Source organism: Lysobacter sp. ESA13C, assembly GCF_019970005.1.
GTDB classification, from domain to species: Bacteria; Pseudomonadota; Gammaproteobacteria; order Xanthomonadales; family Xanthomonadaceae; genus Lysobacter; species Lysobacter antibioticus_B.
The window spans coordinates 36,853-51,642 of record NZ_JAHXYK010000012.1; the positions used below are offsets into that span (position 1 = coordinate 36,853).

Annotated in this window: 18 protein-coding genes; 3 read left to right on the forward strand and 15 right to left on the reverse strand. The window is 65.3% G+C overall.

All coding sequences use genetic code 11. The features are described 5' to 3' along the window. Window positions 1-12 precede the first annotated feature (12 nt). The 4 genes from LC490_RS20355 to tsaA all read right to left on the reverse strand — a co-directional run bounded on the left by LC490_RS20355 (window position 13) and on the right by tsaA (window position 3,128). Window positions 13-774: an ABC transporter permease gene (locus LC490_RS20355; RefSeq protein WP_031371050.1), complete on the reverse strand. Its 762-nt coding sequence runs from the start codon at window positions 772-774 to the stop codon at window positions 13-15. After that, entirely contained in the window at window positions 771-1,772 is a 1,002-nt protein-coding gene (locus tag LC490_RS20360) for an ABC transporter ATP-binding protein (protein WP_223621393.1), read from the reverse strand. The genes LC490_RS20355 and LC490_RS20360 overlap by 4 nt, the downstream gene beginning before the upstream one ends. 130 nt (window positions 1,773-1,902) lie before the next feature. Then, window positions 1,903-2,415 carry an SRPBCC domain-containing protein gene (locus tag LC490_RS20365; protein ID WP_223621394.1) on the reverse strand — a complete coding sequence of 171 codons (513 nt, stop codon included), beginning with the start codon at window positions 2,413-2,415 and terminating at the stop codon, window positions 1,903-1,905. A gap of 176 nt (window positions 2,416-2,591) precedes the next feature. Continuing rightward, complete coding sequence (gene tsaA / locus LC490_RS20370; RefSeq protein ID WP_223621395.1) at window positions 2,592-3,128, reverse strand: tRNA (N6-threonylcarbamoyladenosine(37)-N6)-methyltransferase TrmO; 537 nt, start codon at window positions 3,126-3,128, stop codon at window positions 2,592-2,594. 325 nt (window positions 3,129-3,453) lie between these two features. Between tsaA and LC490_RS20375 the strand changes: the two genes are divergently transcribed. From LC490_RS20375 to LC490_RS20385, 3 genes are all read left to right on the forward strand, one after another. Then, the gene (locus tag LC490_RS20375; protein ID WP_223621396.1) at window positions 3,454-3,828 is read left to right on the forward strand and encodes a YciI family protein; all 375 of its coding nucleotides are present in this window, start codon (window positions 3,454-3,456) and stop codon (window positions 3,826-3,828) included. Window positions 3,829-4,349: 521 nt separating this feature from the next. After that, window positions 4,350-4,706 carry an excalibur calcium-binding domain-containing protein gene (locus LC490_RS20380; protein ID WP_223621397.1) on the forward strand — a complete coding sequence of 119 codons (357 nt, stop codon included), beginning with the start codon at window positions 4,350-4,352 and terminating at the stop codon, window positions 4,704-4,706. Window positions 4,707-4,845: 139 nt separating this feature from the next. Then, complete coding sequence (locus LC490_RS20385) at window positions 4,846-5,406, forward strand: DUF3016 domain-containing protein (RefSeq protein WP_223621398.1); 561 nt, start codon at window positions 4,846-4,848, stop codon at window positions 5,404-5,406. Between the two features lie 165 nt (window positions 5,407-5,571). Here LC490_RS20385 and LC490_RS20390 read toward each other — a convergent pair whose 3' ends face one another. The 11 genes from LC490_RS20390 to LC490_RS20440 all read right to left on the reverse strand — a co-directional run bounded on the left by LC490_RS20390 (window position 5,572) and on the right by LC490_RS20440 (window position 14,684). After that, window positions 5,572-5,994, reverse strand: a complete 423-nt coding sequence (locus tag LC490_RS20390) for a VOC family protein (RefSeq protein WP_223621399.1) — start codon at window positions 5,992-5,994, stop codon at window positions 5,572-5,574. 505 nt (window positions 5,995-6,499) lie between these two features. Beyond that, window positions 6,500-6,931, reverse strand: coding sequence for a PepSY domain-containing protein (locus tag LC490_RS20395; RefSeq protein ID WP_223621400.1), 432 nt, complete (start codon window positions 6,929-6,931; stop codon window positions 6,500-6,502). A 261-nt stretch (window positions 6,932-7,192) separates the two neighbouring features. Then, on the reverse strand, window positions 7,193-7,933 hold the full coding sequence (locus tag LC490_RS20400) for a class I SAM-dependent methyltransferase (RefSeq protein WP_223621401.1): 741 nt from the start codon (window positions 7,931-7,933) through the stop codon (window positions 7,193-7,195). A 223-nt stretch (window positions 7,934-8,156) separates the two neighbouring features. Further along, window positions 8,157-8,990 (reverse strand): arylamine N-acetyltransferase, encoded by an 834-nt coding sequence (locus tag LC490_RS20405; RefSeq protein ID WP_223621402.1) that lies wholly within the window; start codon window positions 8,988-8,990, stop codon window positions 8,157-8,159. 223 nt (window positions 8,991-9,213) lie between these two features. Beyond that, on the reverse strand, window positions 9,214-9,819 hold the full coding sequence (locus LC490_RS20410; RefSeq protein ID WP_223621403.1) for a glutathione S-transferase family protein: 606 nt from the start codon (window positions 9,817-9,819) through the stop codon (window positions 9,214-9,216). A gap of 306 nt (window positions 9,820-10,125) precedes the next feature. Next, entirely contained in the window at window positions 10,126-10,698 is a 573-nt protein-coding gene (locus LC490_RS20415; protein WP_031371038.1) for a hypothetical protein, read from the reverse strand. 78 nt (window positions 10,699-10,776) lie between these two features. Then, window positions 10,777-12,081 (reverse strand): lipase, encoded by a 1,305-nt coding sequence (locus tag LC490_RS20420; RefSeq protein ID WP_223621404.1) that lies wholly within the window; start codon window positions 12,079-12,081, stop codon window positions 10,777-10,779. Continuing rightward, window positions 12,078-12,659: a hypothetical protein gene (locus LC490_RS20425; protein WP_223621405.1), complete on the reverse strand. Its 582-nt coding sequence runs from the start codon at window positions 12,657-12,659 to the stop codon at window positions 12,078-12,080. Before LC490_RS20425 ends, LC490_RS20420 begins: the two co-directional genes overlap by 4 nt. Window positions 12,660-12,938: 279 nt before the next feature. Beyond that, window positions 12,939-13,568, reverse strand: coding sequence for a hypothetical protein (locus tag LC490_RS20430; protein ID WP_223621406.1), 630 nt, complete (start codon window positions 13,566-13,568; stop codon window positions 12,939-12,941). A 220-nt stretch (window positions 13,569-13,788) separates the two neighbouring features. Next, the gene (locus LC490_RS20435; RefSeq protein ID WP_223621407.1) at window positions 13,789-14,034 is read right to left on the reverse strand and encodes a hypothetical protein; all 246 of its coding nucleotides are present in this window, start codon (window positions 14,032-14,034) and stop codon (window positions 13,789-13,791) included. Between the two features lie 110 nt (window positions 14,035-14,144). Then, window positions 14,145-14,684, reverse strand: coding sequence for a DUF2058 domain-containing protein (locus tag LC490_RS20440; RefSeq protein ID WP_223621408.1), 540 nt, complete (start codon window positions 14,682-14,684; stop codon window positions 14,145-14,147). Window positions 14,685-14,790 lie beyond the last annotated feature (106 nt).

Sequence of the window (14,790 nt, forward strand, 5' to 3'; positions counted from 1 at the left end):
CCCGCGCACACCTCAACTCTTCAACTTGTACCCGGTCCGGAAGATCCACCACACCGCGACCAGGCACAGCAGCATGAAACCCGTGGTCATGCCGACGCTGAGGACGATGTCGACATCGGACTTGCCGTAGAAGCTCCAGCGGAAGCCGTTGACCAGGTAGACCACCGGGTTGAACAGCGAGACGCTGCGCCAGAACGGCGGCAGCATGTCGATCGAGTAGAAACTGCCGCCGAGGAAGGTCAACGGCATCACGATCATCATCGGGATCATCTGCAGCTTCTCGAAGCCGTCGGCCCACACCCCGATGATGAAGCCGAACAGGCTGAAGGTGACCGCGGTCAGGACCAGGAACACCGCCATCCAGACCGGGTGCACGATCTCGAAATCGACGAAGAAGCGCGCGGTGATCAGCATCAGGATGCCCAGCATCACCGACTTGGTCGCCGCCGCGCCGACGTAGCCGGCGATCACCTCCAGGAACGACACCGGCGCCGACAGCAGCTCGTAGATCGTGCCCGACCATTTCGGAAGGTAGATGCCGAAGGAGGCGTTGGAAATGCTCTCGGTCAGCAAGGCCATCATGATCAGGCCCGGCACGATGAAGGCGCCGTAGCTGACCCCGCCGATCTCGACCATGCGCGAGCCGATCGCCGAGCCGAACACGATGAAGTACAGCGAGGTCGACAGCACCGGCGTGGCGATGGACTGCATCAGGGTGCGGAAGGTGCGGTGCATCTCGAAGAAATAAATCGCCTTGATCGCGTGCCGGTTCATGCGCGCACCTCCGCGCCGGCCTGGCGCGGCGATTTGACCAGGTTGACGAAGATTTCCTCGAGCGAGCTCTGGCTGGTGTGCAGGTCCTTGAAGTCGATGCCGTGCTCGCCCAGGCGCCGCAGCAGGGCGGCGATGCCGGTCTCCTCGGATTGAGCATCGAAGGTATAGACCAGCTCGTGGCCGTCGTCCGACAGGCTCAGCGCATCGCTGGCCAGGGCCTCGGGCAGGGTCGACAAGGCGGTCTGCAACTGCAGGGTCAGCTGTTTCTTGCCGAGCTTGCGCATCAGCGCGCGCTTTTCCTCGACCAACACGATCTCGCCGTGGTTGATCACCCCGACCCGGTCGGCCATTTCCTCGGCCTCGTCGATGTAGTGCGTGGTCAGGATGATGGTGACGCCGCTGTCGCGCAGCTGCGACACCATCGCCCACATCTCGCGGCGCAGTTCGACGTCGACGCCCGCAGTCGGCTCGTCCAGGAACAGAATCGTCGGCTCGTGCGACAACGCCTTGGCGATCAGCACGCGCCGCTTCATGCCGCCGGACAGGGCCATGATCTTCTCGCCGCGTTTGTCCCACAGCGACAGGTCGCGCAGGACTTTTTCCAGGTACGCCGCATTCGGCGCCCGCCCGTAGAGGCCGCGGCTGAACTTGACCGTGTCCCACACCGTCTCGAAGGCGTCGGTGTGCAGTTCCTGCGGCACCAGGCCGATCGCCGAGCGCGCGGCGCGGTAGTCGCGGACAATGTCGTGGCCGTCGGCGAGCACCTGGCCGCCGCTGGGATTGACGATGCCGCAGACGATGCTGATCAGGGTGGTCTTGCCGGCCCCATTGGGCCCGAGCAGGGCGAAGATCTCGCCGCGGCGGATGTCGAGGTCGACGCCCTTGAGCGCCTGGAAACCGCCGGCATAGGTCTTGGTCAGGCCCTTGATCGAAACGATCGCGGGCGCGTCGCTGCGCGCATGCGCGGACAGCGGGGAAGCTTCGGAAACGGACGGCATGGACACTCCGCGGAGGCGATGACGCGGACGACGGCGCGAGAGTCGCGCCGGGCGCGTGCGGTCGCCCAGTGTACGACCGTCGCGCGCCGGCGGTGCGGGCCGGCGCGCGATGGCGTGCACGCTTCGTGCGTCAGTGCGCGGACACCAGCGCGTCCAGGCGTTCGAAGCATTCGCCCCAACCCGGGATGACTTCCTGCTGCTCGGCTTCGACGCGCTCGGCGATCGAACCGAAGCGCATCTCCAGGGTCAGCAAGGTCTTGCCGGCACCGTGTTCGGCGAAGGTCACGGTGACACGCGACTGCTGCGAGGGCTTGCTGTCGTCGTCCCAATCGTCGATGTAGACCAGGCGCTCGGGCGCGACGATCTCCTGATAGGTGCCCTTGATCGGGTACTCGGCGCCGTCGGACGCGACCATGCAGATGCGGAACATGCGGCCGACCGCGACGTCCATCTGCCGCACTTCGCTGTTGAAGCCGTGCGGCCCCCACCACTTCGCTACCTGCACGGGGTCGGTCCAGGCCGCGAACACCAGCTCGCGCGGGGCGTTGAGGACGCGCTGCAAGGTGATGCTGTGGTCGTCGACGCTGTGGGTGGTGCGGTCGGCGGAAGCGGTGTCGGCGGTGCTGGAGCCATCGAACGTCATAGGAATTCCTCGGGCGAAAGGGGAAGCCGCTCGCCCCGAAGGGCGCCGGGCCTTGCAGGACCTACATCTAAACCAATCAGCTAATTAACCAAAACGGAAATTACAGCGACAGGCCGTAGCGGTCAAGCCCTTCGTTTCGATCGATTCGCGGCCGTCACCAGACGAGCCGCCAGGTCTCAACCGGCGCGGCCGCCCGGGGGTTTGCGCGGGCGCTTCGGCCCCGGCGCCGATTGCCGGCCCTGCGCGGCGTCGATCTCGTCGATCCAGCCGGCGCGCGATCCGGCGAAGGCATCGGCGTAAGGCACGTAGGGTTTGATGTCGAGCACCGGGGTGCCGTCGAGCAGGTCGACGCCGCGCAGGATCAACGCACCGGGTTCGACCGCGACCAGTTCCACCGCCGACAGCCCCAGCGGATTGGGCCGGTGCGGCGAACGCGTCGCCAACACCCCGCGCTTGGGCCCGCCGCGCGGCGGCTTCACCTGCGCCTTCCAGCCCTGGCTGCGATGAAACGCGAAGATCAGCCAGATGCGTTCGAATCCGGCCAGGTCGGCATAGGCCTCCGGCGCCAGGTCGTCGACGAATTCCAGCCGAGCCTCGACCACCTCGCCGCTCTGCGTGCCCTGCACCACCGTCGATTGGTGCGGCGCATCGATGCGCTGCGCATACGGCGAGCGCAGGTAGGCGATGGGGCGGCAAGCGAAAACTTCGGACATCGGGCGTGGCCAAGCGTTGCGGAACCTCGGCATTGTCGCCGCAGCCCTCGCCGCACGTCGATCACCGCAGAGATAGGCGTCGTCGCTGCAGCCGGGATCGCAGGCCCTGCGACGGCCGCCCGGCAGAGTGCCGCACCGATGCGGTGGTGCCCTGCGCATTCATCCGGCGAACGCCACGAGCGGATGCGATGCATGAGTTTCGTCACTGATGCATCGCGCGGCCACGGCGTTATGCTCGGCGCCGCAGTCCTCGCGGCGCGCTTCCCAGCCCTCGCCGCTACCGGACCCATCGACGAACGCCTTCCTGCCTGCCCCAGAGGACGCCATGAAATATCTGGTCATGATCTACAACGACGACAGCCTGATCGAAGCCCTGCCCGAGGGCGAGTTCGGCACGATGATGCGCGGCTGCCTCGCCCACGCCGACGCGATGCGCGACGCCGGCGTGCTGCTGGATTCGCAGATGCTCGCGCCGCCGGCGCAGGCGACCACGCTGCGCACGCGCAACGGCCGCACCACCTTCATGGACGGCCCCTTCGCCGAAGCCAAGGAGTACCTGGGCGGCTTCAACCTGATCGAAGCGGCCGACATGGCCGAAGCCGTGCGCATCGCCGAGTCCTTCCCGTGGAGCCGCACCGGCCGGCTGGAAGTACGGCCGGTCATGGATTTCGACGACGTGCGGCGCGAGTTTGCGTCCTGAGGCTAGTGGCCCCATGGGTAGGAGCGGCGCAAGCCGCGACCGCGCCATTTCCCGTTGCCGCGCCTCCTACCGCAGAGCCGTACAGCAAAATCTGGAGCTTCCGTCCGCTAAAGCGGCCGGGTTACTTTCTTTTGCTGAGCCCAAAAGAAAGGTAACCAAAGAAAAGGGCTCTCCTTGACGAAGCTCCCCTGCGAGTTCGCAGCGCGCGTCGGGATTTTCCGATAAGACATCCTTGTCTTATCGGAAAACGCCGCACGTCCTGTGCGGCGCCCTCCGGGTCTACGGTTGCATCGCAAGTTCGGAACTGCGCCAAGCTTTCACGGCAACGGCAACCGAATATTGTAGGAGCGGCGTGAGCCGCGACCACGCTGTCTCCGCCGGGACGCATCCGGCCGTATCTCGTTAACGCAACGGCAACCGCAAAGCTTCCGTCCTCTGACCTTGGATACCCTCGGCTGCACGCTCAAGGCTTGGCCGCTTTCCCGTCCCGGACCCGTTGGGTTCGAGACGGGGGACTCATCATGCGCGCTCATTCCATCGCGCTCGGCGCCGCACTGGCACTGAGCGCCGCTTCGCCCGCCTGGGCGCACGGCGGCGGCCTCAATGCCGAGGGCTGCCATAACGATCGCAAGCACGGCGGCTACCACTGCCATCGCGGCCCCGCCGCCGGCGGTGACGGCTTGCGACCGGCATCGCCGCGTGCGCCCAACCGCGCTTCGTCGTGGGCCGCCGACAACACGGACTCGGCAGCCGACGACGGCGGCGCTTACGCCAACTGCAGCGCCGCGCGCGCTGCCGGCGCCGCACCGGTACGACGTGGCGATCCCGGCTACGGCCGGCATCTGGATCGCGACGGCGACGGCGTCGCCTGCGAATGAAGCACCCGCGAACGCGGCGAAGATCGTGAATTGGCGGCAACGGAATCTCCCGCATACGCGGGTTTAACGCCTTGTCGCTGGCGGCGATGCGGTGGCAGGCGGAGAATCGGACCGTATCCCCACCGCATCGGAGCCCGTCATGAACCTCCGCATCGCCTTCGCCGTCCTGCTCTCGGCCGCCGCGCTGATGGCCGGGGACGCCGGCGCGAAGTCCCGCAACGTCACCGATCCCGACGCGCCACGCGCCCTGCCCGAACAGGGCCCGGTCGCCGTGCGCTGGGAAGACCCCGCACAGTTCACCGAAATCCGCTACAGCCGCAACCGCTTCGAGGCCGTGCGTGGCAATTGGGTCGAGCAACTGGCGCAGCACTTGCGCACCCGCGCGCAGAAGCGGCTGCCGGAAGGGCAGCGGCTGGAAGTCGACATCGCCGACATCAAGCGCGCCGGCGACTTCGAGCCCTGGCACGGCCCGCAGTTCGACGACACCCGCTTCATCCGCGAGATCTATCCGCCGCGCATCGTCCTGAATTTCAAGCGCCTGGACGCCAACGGCCAGGTCGTCGAGGAAGGCCAGCGCACCCTGCGCGACATGGGCTTCATGATCGGTGCGCGCAGCGTCAGCGACAGCGACCCCTTGCGCTACGAGAAGCGTCTGATCGACGACTGGCTGTCGCAGGAACTGAAGGCGCCGGGCGCCTGAGCGTTCGCGCCTTGAGCGCGGCTTCCCCTGAAACGACGATCGTCCCGGATGCATGGCATCCGGGGCGATTTTTTGAACCAGTGTCGGTGCCGACCACTGCCGAGAGCCTCGATGACAGCCGGCAGATGGGCATCGCCCGATTATGGCGATGCCCGGCGCAGGGACTTACTGCTGGGCGGCGTGCGGTTCCGCATTCGGGTCCATGTAGAACACTTCCCAGGTGTGGCCGTCGAGGTCTTCGTAGCTGCGCTGGTACATGAAACCGTAGTCCACCGGGTCCTTCGGAATGACCGCACCGGCGGCGATAGCCTTTTCGACCAGTTCGTCGACCTTCTCGCGACTCGCGGCCGACAGGCCGAGCAAGGCCTCGACGCTCTTGGAGGTGTCGCAGATCGACTTCTTGGTGAAGGACTGGAAGAACGGCTCGACCAGCAGCATCACGAAGATATTCTCGCCGACGATCATGCAGGTGGCGTTTTCGTCGGTGAACTTGGCATTGAAGGTGTAACCCAGCTGGGTATAGAAAGCGACCGCGCGGTCGAGGTTCTTGACGGCGAGGTTGACGAAGATCTTGGGCTGCTCGGACATGGCGAATCCTTTATATGGTCGGTTGGAGGGAGTGGCTTGGCGGGCGGGTCGGATAGGATCCCTTTACTGCCTGCTCCTTTCAACGACGAACCAGGATCGGCGCAATCGACACGCTCGTGAATTTTTTTTGGGGGACCCGCAATTCTTACCCCCGGCCCCGGCCCGCAGCCCTCTCGCCCCTCCCCCCTGTAGGAGCGGCGTGAGCCGCGACCAAGGGCCGCGCAGAGACCGCACCGCTCGCGTCATCGATCGAAGCTGGGGGACTATCGCAGGGTAGGAGCGGCGCGAGCCGCGACCGCGGGACGCGCAGAGACCGCATGGCCGTCGTCACTCATCGAAGCTGGGGGACTGCCGCAGGGTAGGAGCGGCGCGAGCCGCGACCGTGCAGTTTGCCGTGGCAGCGTGTCTGGCCGCAAAGCGGTGAAGCAACTTCAATAGCTAAAGCTTCCGCCCGCTGACACGGCCGCCCCCTCCAGAAGCGGCCGCATCATCGCCTCACGCAGCATCAATCCTTCTCGGTACCGATGACCTTGCCGGTGTTCGGATCGATCTTCACTTCGACATCCTTGCCGGTCGGGCTGTCGGCCTCGGCGTTCCAGATGCCGTCCTCGTAATCGACGTCGTGGACGTTGGTGTAGCCGGCCGCCGCCAGCGCCGCGCGCACATCGCGTTCGCTCATGCGCGCGACCTGCTCGTTGGGATATACGGTGCCGGTGCGCGGGTCGAGGCGGACTTGCACGCGGTTGCCGTCGCCGCTGCGCGCATCGGCATGCCATACGCCATCGCCGAACTTGAGGTCGTTGACCTTGGTATAGCCCTGTTCGGCCAGACGGGTGCGGATCTGGTGCTCGGTCAGGGCTTCGCTGCCTTGCGGGGACTGCGCAACGGCGGCGGGAATGCAGGCCGCCAAGGCGAGCGCGAGCATGAGCGGCTTCATGGCGTACTCCTGTGCGTGGGGGAGTCTCGATTTTCGACAGGCCGCGCAAACGCGGCATGAACACTCGCGTGTTCATGCGGTCATCGCCGATGCAAGGAAGGCTTTGGCTGAATCTTTTCTCGCACGGGTGCGATTTTCAGGAAGCGCTCATGCGTTCGTCACCCGAACGTAACGACGACGCGCCAAACGAAGCGTGCGACGCAAACTTGCAGATTCGCGGTCGCGACTCGTGACCGCAGGAAATCCAGTAGGACGTCGCTCCTATCCTCGATCTGGACGCTGCGCCGCCACCAGCAACAACATCGGCCGCTCGCGTTCTTCTTCCAGCGCGGGCGTCTGCGCGACCTGGGCGTCACTCGGCCCCCACTCCTCGACGTGGGCGATACGGAACCCGGCCGCGATCAAACCGTTGAGATAGGTGCCGAGGGTGCGGTGCACTTTGCGCACGCCGGGAGCGAACCAATGGGTAACGCGCGGGCCTTCGCTCTGATATCCGTTGACCGGCCAGGTTTTGCGGCCGTCGACATCGCTCGACCAGCCCGGATGCGCAGGCGCGGTGTAGATCGGATGCTCGACGGAAAACAGTAAACGGCCGCCCGGCACCAGCGCGCGATGGACCTTCGCCAGAAGACCCGGCAGATCGTCGAGGTAATGCAAGGTCAGCGAGCTGTAGACCAGATCGAACGCGGCCTGTTCGGGCTCGAATTGATCCAGATCGGCACGAACGTAGGCAATGCCTTCGTCTTGGGTCGTAGCCCGCGCGCGTTCGAGCATCTTCTCGGACACGTCGACACCCACCACGTCCGCCGCGCCCTGCATCCGCGCGTAGCGACAGAACCAACCGTAACCGCAGCCCAGGTCGATGACCCGGCGCCCGCGCAGTTCCGGCAGCTGCGCCTGCAGCGCCGGCCACTCCGGCGCGCCGACCAAGCCTTCGATCGAACGCCGCAGCTGCGAATAGCCTTCGAAGAAGGCCGGATCGTCGTAGATGTTCTGGGCCATGGTCATCTGCTCCGATGCCGGCGCAGTATCGCCCAGTCCTTGTCTAGGCAGCGTCGCCGTTAAGGGGTAGGAGCGGCGCAAGCCGCGACCGCGCTCTCCCCCCCGTAACGGCGCGCGCTCGAAGGGTTACCGAAGGAAATCCTGTGGAACGTCGCTCCCGCAGGGGAAGGATTCGTGCGGTTATTTCTGCAAGCCGGTGCGCCGTACTACCGTCCGCCCCGATTCACGCCGCCGCCGGCTTGGCCAGCAGGCGCTCGATCGCCTCATGCAACTGCGGATGCGCCGGCACGCGGATATCGAACTCCTCGCGCAGCACCTCGATCACGCTGTCCGCATCGGGCAGTTCGCGGCGCACGCTGTCTTGCCCGAGCCGGTGCACGGCGAAGCTGTCGTTGTTGAAGGTCTTGCGTAACCCCTCGCCGGTGCGGGCGACGAACAACTGGCCGAGGAAGGGCGATTCGGGATGCGCCGAGACGTACCAATTGCCGACTACGAAATCGATGTCGACCTGCTGCTGCAGATCGAACACGTACATGGCCCGCCATTCCTCGCCGACCTGGGCGCGCAACACGTACTGCCCGTCGCGCGGTTGCACACGGTAGAACTCGTGCGGCGTCGCCTGCGCCTCGTCGGTGTCCAGGCGCAGCGGCGCGGTCGGCACCATGCCGCCGAAGCCGACGTCGGCGATGTAGCGCACGCCGTCGATCGTCACCAGCACCAGCAGATGGGTGCGCGCCGGCAGGGCGTCCTCGGGGCCGCCCATCAGCACCCGGCCGGTCAGGCCGCGCGCGTCGAACCCCAGTTGCTGCAGCAGGGCCAGGAACATCCGGTTGAGCTCGAAACAATAGCCGCCGCGGCCGTCGTGCAGCAGCTTGCGCTCCAGCGAGGCCAGGTCGATCGGCACCGGCATGCGCAGCAAGGTCGCCAGGGTCTCGAACGGAAACTCGGCGGTATGCCGCCGCTGCAACTCGCGCAGGCTGTCCAGGGTCGGCGGCGGCGCGCTCGGGTAGCCCAGGCGTTGCAGATAGGTGCTGAGGTCTTGCAGGCGTGGCGACATCGCGTGGCCCTCGATCGCGTTGAAGTGCGGCCCACGGTAAGGCCTCAAGTGCGATTGAGGTCAAGCGTCGTTTGCGCATTCGATTAACGCCATTGCGCGAACGGTGCGTATCGCCCGGCGACGGCCGGCAGCGCCGGACGCGCGTTCAGCAGCGCGTGTCCGGCCCTGCGCACCGCCGCGGCGGATACGCGGCGGATACGTCGGGCCGGATCCGTGGCGCGGCTCAGGCCGCCAGCGCGGCGTCGTATTCGGTGGCGAATTGCAGCGACGGACGCTCGCCGCAGCGCTTGATCCAGGCCTGCACCGCCGGGTCTTGCGGCGCGCTGTCGGGGAACCAGGCGAACGGCGAGTGCAGCAGCAGGTCGGCGGCGGTGTAGTGGTCGCCCATCAGATACGGCTGGTCGGCCAAGGCCTTGGCCAGCCGCTCATGCAGCTGCTGCGGGCCGCGGAAGGTGGCATGGACATAGGGATGGCTGATCTCGGCCGCCCCCAGCAGCAGCACCGGCTCGACCACGCCGCCGTACCAGCTCAGCCACGACAGATAACGGCCGCGGTCTTTGTCGCCGACCGCCGCGCCGAACTTGCGGTGCGCGTACAGGTCGGTGAGGTAAAGGATGATCGCCGGGCTTTCCCAAATCTCCACGCCGTCGTGGATCAACAGCGGCACCTTGCCTTCCGGATGCGGGTTGCGTGCATCGCCGTCGAACGCCTGGCCCATACGCTGGATGTCCACCGTGCGGACCTCGACGTCGGCCAGGGCGTCGAGTTCCTTGAGCAGCGAGATGATGCGCGTCGAGCGGGAATGCGGTGCGTGGATCAGAGTGAGCATAAGGGCCTCGGAGTGATGGATACCGGTCTTGCGCGGCAGGACCAAGATAACCACCATAGAGGACAGGATCGGTCCTTAATTCGATCCAGGCCGAAGCATTCGATCGCCGATCAGATGCAGGCCGAGTGGAACAGCCACACGGCGGTCACCGCAGTTCGCGGCAAGCCGAAGGCCGGCCGCCGGCCGCGCACGGCCGGGCGAACTCGGGTGGAGTCGAAGTCTTCGGGAAGCGAAGCGGGCCGCGAATCTCGCAGCCAGCGCAGGCGCCAAGGCGACCTGCGCAGACCGAGACCGGTCAGACGCCGATCAGGGGCGGGCTTGCACCGGCCGGTACTGTTTTTTGTCGCCGTAGGTCTTGCCCTTCGGATCGACGTTGGCGCAGAGCTTGCCGTCGCACAGGGTTACGTCGGCCTGGTTGTAGGCGCGCAGCAGGTCGGCGGCGACCCGGTTCTCGTTGATGTCGGCACGGTACTGCCACAGCAGCCAACCGCCGCCCGCAAGCAGCAACAGCACGCTGCCGAGCGCCGCACCGACCACTTTCCAGATCAGCTGCTTGTGCAGCCACTCCATGCGCTTGAGCTGGGCCGCCAGCGATTGCGAACCTTCCTGCAGCAGCCCACCGGCGTCCTGCAGGCGGCGCTCGTAGGCGCCGACCGGCTGCGACAGGCCGCTCTCCAGCTTGCCCATCACCGCGCCGGGCAGATTACGCAGACTCTCGTCGGCCGACTGCCGCACCACCCCGGGCACTTGCTGCGCGAGCTGCTGCAACTGCTGATAGACCGCCCGTTGGTGTTGCTCGATCTCTTCGCAGCGACGTTCGAACTGCTCCATCAAGGCCGCGGTCTTGCTGACCAGGCCCATCAACTCGTCCTGTTGCATCCAACCGCTCCTCGGTGCGATCTCAAACCGTGCCTGTTTGCCTAAGGTCCCGCTGCCTCACACCACTCGACGCGTCGATCAGGCCATGCGCGGGCCGCTGCGTGCCGGCGAAGCCTGTTCGGCCGCCTGCGCCTGCTGCTGCACCGACGCCTGCTGGGCGAGCGCCTGTTCCTGCCGGTCCACCGTCGCCACCGCTTCCTCGCGCAGCGCGCGTCCCGGCGGCGCCGACGCGGCGTCCTGGGTCATTTGCCGGAAGGTATCGCGGTCGCCGTTCTGCGACGCCGCCAGCATGCGGTCGAGGAAGGTCGAGGGGTCGCCACTGATAGAGGTGGTGGCGTTGCGGAACGGAATGCCGGGGCCGGACGGCTGCTCCCTGCCCGGATGGATGTAGTCGGGAATGCTCTTGCCGGGTGCATAGGGATTGAGGTGCAGCGGCGCCGAATGCCGTTCCGGCACGGCCGGCGCGTGGCGCTCTTCCTTGCGACCGGGCTCGCCGGCCTTGATCGGGCCGCGAATATCGTCGATCGCATCGCCGACCCGTTCGAGCGGATTGCGCGAAATATGGGTGACGCCCTTTCGGGTGCTTTCGACGTCGCCGCGGTACTTGTCGATCATCGGATCGTATTGCTGCGCCAGCCGCTGCGTCTGCGGATCGGCGAGCACCGAGCGGTCGGGTCTTTTGTTCGCATCCTCATTGAGGAAGTTATGCATGCTGTGCGAGGTGCCGACCATGTCCTTGACCGCGCCGCCCATGTTGCGCGCGTCGAACACACTGCGGTTATTCTCGTAGCCGCGGTCCTTCATCGTCGCGATTTCCTGCGGCGTCGCGTAGACCTTGACCTTGCCGTAGTGGTCGCTGGCCGCACTGACCGGGTCGCCAGCCATCACATGATTGGTGACGCGGTTGCCGCCTTCCGGAATGCGATAGCCCAGGCTAACCGCGCCATAGGCATTGAAGGTCTCGCCGCGCAGGTCGTAGTGGTGGGCGGTGATCTGCGCGAGTGTGCCGCCGAGGGAGTGGCCGGTGACGGTGACTTCGGGCTTGCGACCCGTATCGCGGCCTTGATCCGCAGCCATTTCAAGCGCGCGCCGAGTCAAGGCGATCGCATCGTCGGCTTGGGCATTGGTGCGGTTGGTCGCCATGCGCGCATCGGCCAAGCCATCCTTGACCATCTCGCGATCGAACTCGGTGCCGCGATGCGCGACGACAATTTCGCCGGTATCTTTGCGCTGATAAATAGTGCCTTGATAACCGGACTTGGTGTCGGAATGCCCGAGAATCTCGTAAGACACTCCACCAATCACCACATCCTTCTTGCCCTTCGTGGGGTCTCTATAAGAGTCGCTCGCCAAATCGGCGTATTGCTGGCTTCCAATGCTCATGGCGTCATCGCCTTCGACAATAGAGTCATGGTGAACAATTCGTCGCGAATCTCGGACCGGAAGACATCCCGATCTTCCTTGCCCATATCCGGATAGTCCGTAACTTGGCTGCGCGGGTACCGCTCTTTCCAGTAGTACTTCGTTACCGCTCGCTGCGCCGTCACATCCTCATTCATCAGGCTGACGATGAAGTTCGTCTCAGGCTCTGCACCGGTCGCCTTGAGCTGCGCATTCAACGAGGTCAGTTGCCAATGACAGACGCCCTCGCCCAGATAGTCCTCGTCGAGCATCGCATCGGTATGGACGGTGCCCGTGTACGTCGTGTCGTCGACCCGTTGCAGCTCCATTTCGAAGCCATGCAACGGCGTCATCGACACTCCCGCGATCGGGTCCGGAGTGTATTTGCAATCCGGAGCCTCGAAATTGACGAAACCCTTTACCGACCCGAACGGTCCCGGAGCATCCGCGAGCTTCAGCGTGATCTGGTAGCCCTGCTTCGGCGCCGGGTTACGTTTGTACTTGGCCTCCAACTCAGCCGTGGAGGGATCGGAACCAGGCGAGGATTTGTCGGAAGTCATTGCAGTCTCGGGAGCGCTACAGGCGGAAGTACTCAACGCCAGCAGAAGACAAAAGGTGCGAAGCTCACCGCGCATCGATGCCTCCATGGCAAGAGATGATTAAGGGACGGGCCGGCGGCGGCAGCACCGCGACGGTCCCGACCCGGGTCAAGGCTGGGCCTTTATGGATCCGAGCCTACGTCAGGTGGGAGATTGCCGCAACGGCAACCGAAAGTTGCGATGGCCTTGCCAGCCGCGAGGGTGGTGCGACCGTCCAGGAGCATATTGCCGACTCCATGCTCACGGCTTCCCCACCGCTGGCGTGAGGGTGATCGTGAACAACTGATCCTGGAGCTCAGGCTTGTACCGGCTGCGGTCGACCTTACCGAAGTCCGACCACTCTTCCGGATCGCTGCCTGGGTAGTCGTATTTGACGTAGTAGTTGGTGCGCGTCTTTTGTCCGCGCATCTCGTCGCCCATCAGGTTTGCGACATAGCTGGTATCGGTCTTCGCTCCTGTGGCCTTGAGCGAGGTATTCACGCTCACAAGCTCCCAATGGCACACGCCCTTGCCCAGATAATCCTCGTCGACCATCGCATCGGCGTGGACCGTGGCGACGTAAGAAGTCTCGTCGACCTTGGAATAGCTCATTGGCAGGTCGACCGACGGCGTCAAGAAGAAGCCCGCGATCCGGTCCGGCATGTAGTCGCAATCGCGCGCCTCATAGTAGACAGAGCCCTCTATCTTGGCGAACGGTCCCGGTGCATCGGCCAGCGTCAGGGTGATCTGGTAGGGCTGCTTCGGGGCCGGATTGCGCTTGTACTTGGCTTGCAGCTCCGCGGTCATCCGGTCCACGCGGGGCTTGTGCTCGCCGCAGGCGGAAACCCCGAGCATCAGTATTAGCGGGAAGATGCAGAACTCGGTGCGCATCGATGCCTCCATGGCAAGAAAAGTTCGGACTACGCGACGATGGCGATGACTCGCCGGTCTCGACTCGATCGGTTCTTATGCCTCGCAGCCTACGTCAAGCGCGCACGCGCAACAACGGCAACTGAAAGTAGCGCTGACGTCGTCGGCGCTACAGTTTCCGACGCAACAAGCAGCTGCTAACGCGCACAGAGGCGCAATGGGCTTGATGACACATGAAGATCTAGAGACCTTCCGGCTGAAGGCCGACTTCGATGAGTCGTGCCAGTAACTCTGCATGCGCCGATTCCGGCAATGGGTCTATCGCCACCACCAAGGCATGAAACCAAGGATTGGCATGCACTGTGTCGAAGCTGAAATCGATGGCGCAGCGCTCGGCTTGGTCATAGACATCGCGCAGGGCCTCGACGATCGCGTCGCCGGCATCATCGAAGTTGCCGGCGCCGAAACGGTCTTCGATCGAACGCAAGGCGAAGCGGTAAGTGCGTTCGCTAACCGGCCGTGGCGGATGCATAGCGAGGGTTTCAGGTCGGCAGGGCATGTCTGTGCGATGAGCTTGCACAGACCATCGCGACGGCCTTACCAGACCAGATCGTCCGGCACCTGGAACTGGGCGTAGTACTCGTCGTCCTCGCTCGGCGGCGTTTCGGCCTTGGGCGCGGCATGATCCAGCACGATCATCGACGGGTCGCGGGCATACACCTTTTCCGCGGCGGCGCGCGGCAGCAGCTCATAGCCCTGGTCGTGGCGCGCGATCACCAGCGCGCCGCTCGCCAGCTGCGTGCGCAGCGCGGTGTTGATCAGCACGTTCTTGATCTTGCCTTCGTCGGTGAAGCCGTACGCGATCTCGCCCTCGCGCTTGACCTTGTGGGTCTCGACGATCTGGCGGACCTGCGCGCGCAGCTCGTGCGCCTTCGCCTGGGCGTTGCGCTCGGCCGACAACGCGCGGTCGCGCTCGGCGCGTTCGGCACGCAGCCGCTCGCCCTCGATCTGCTCCGCGGTCGGCGCGGGCGGCGCCTTGCCCTGGCGCTGTTTGGCCTGCTCGCGCGCGACCTGGGACACCTGGGCCTTCTTGACCAGGCCGGCCTTGAGCAATTGATCTTGCAATGGATTTCGCATGGGATGGAGTCTAGTACGGCGGGCCTGACGTCGGAAGCAGCCGAAGCCTGCGAACCCGACCCTGCCGGAGGCGGCTTGAGCCCGGATTCAGCCGCCTAACGAGACG

Excerpts from the sequence above, each read along its gene's own strand:
- LC490_RS20395 (WP_223621400.1), bottom strand. The coding sequence starts at position 6,931 with ATGAAGCCGCTCATGCTCGCGCTCGCCTTGGCGGCCTGCATTCCCGCC.
- LC490_RS20430 (WP_223621406.1), bottom strand. The coding sequence starts at position 13,568 with ATGCGCACCGAGTTCTGCATCTTCCCGCTAATACTGATGCTCGGGGTT.
- LC490_RS20385 (WP_223621398.1), top strand. The coding sequence starts at position 4,846 with ATGAACCTCCGCATCGCCTTCGCCGTCCTGCTCTCGGCCGCCGCGCTG.
- LC490_RS20365 (WP_223621394.1), bottom strand. The coding sequence starts at position 2,415 with ATGACGTTCGATGGCTCCAGCACCGCCGACACCGCTTCCGCCGACCGC.
- LC490_RS20400 (WP_223621401.1), bottom strand. The coding sequence starts at position 7,933 with ATGGCCCAGAACATCTACGACGATCCGGCCTTCTTCGAAGGCTATTCG.
- tsaA (WP_223621395.1), bottom strand. The coding sequence starts at position 3,128 with ATGTCCGAAGTTTTCGCTTGCCGCCCCATCGCCTACCTGCGCTCGCCG.
- LC490_RS20440 (WP_223621408.1), bottom strand. The coding sequence starts at position 14,684 with ATGCGAAATCCATTGCAAGATCAATTGCTCAAGGCCGGCCTGGTCAAG.
- LC490_RS20425 (WP_223621405.1), bottom strand. The coding sequence starts at position 12,659 with ATGACTTCCGACAAATCCTCGCCTGGTTCCGATCCCTCCACGGCTGAG.
- LC490_RS20415 (WP_031371038.1), bottom strand. The coding sequence starts at position 10,698 with ATGCAACAGGACGAGTTGATGGGCCTGGTCAGCAAGACCGCGGCCTTG.
- LC490_RS20375 (WP_223621396.1), top strand. The coding sequence starts at position 3,454 with ATGAAATATCTGGTCATGATCTACAACGACGACAGCCTGATCGAAGCC.
- LC490_RS20420 (WP_223621404.1), bottom strand. The coding sequence starts at position 12,081 with ATGAGCATTGGAAGCCAGCAATACGCCGATTTGGCGAGCGACTCTTAT.
- LC490_RS20410 (WP_223621403.1), bottom strand. The coding sequence starts at position 9,819 with ATGCTCACTCTGATCCACGCACCGCATTCCCGCTCGACGCGCATCATC.
- LC490_RS20355 (WP_031371050.1), bottom strand. The coding sequence starts at position 774 with ATGAACCGGCACGCGATCAAGGCGATTTATTTCTTCGAGATGCACCGC.
- LC490_RS20390 (WP_223621399.1), bottom strand. The coding sequence starts at position 5,994 with ATGTCCGAGCAGCCCAAGATCTTCGTCAACCTCGCCGTCAAGAACCTC.
- LC490_RS20405 (WP_223621402.1), bottom strand. The coding sequence starts at position 8,990 with ATGTCGCCACGCCTGCAAGACCTCAGCACCTATCTGCAACGCCTGGGC.
- LC490_RS20360 (WP_223621393.1), bottom strand. The coding sequence starts at position 1,772 with ATGCCGTCCGTTTCCGAAGCTTCCCCGCTGTCCGCGCATGCGCGCAGC.
- LC490_RS20380 (WP_223621397.1), top strand. The coding sequence starts at position 4,350 with ATGCGCGCTCATTCCATCGCGCTCGGCGCCGCACTGGCACTGAGCGCC.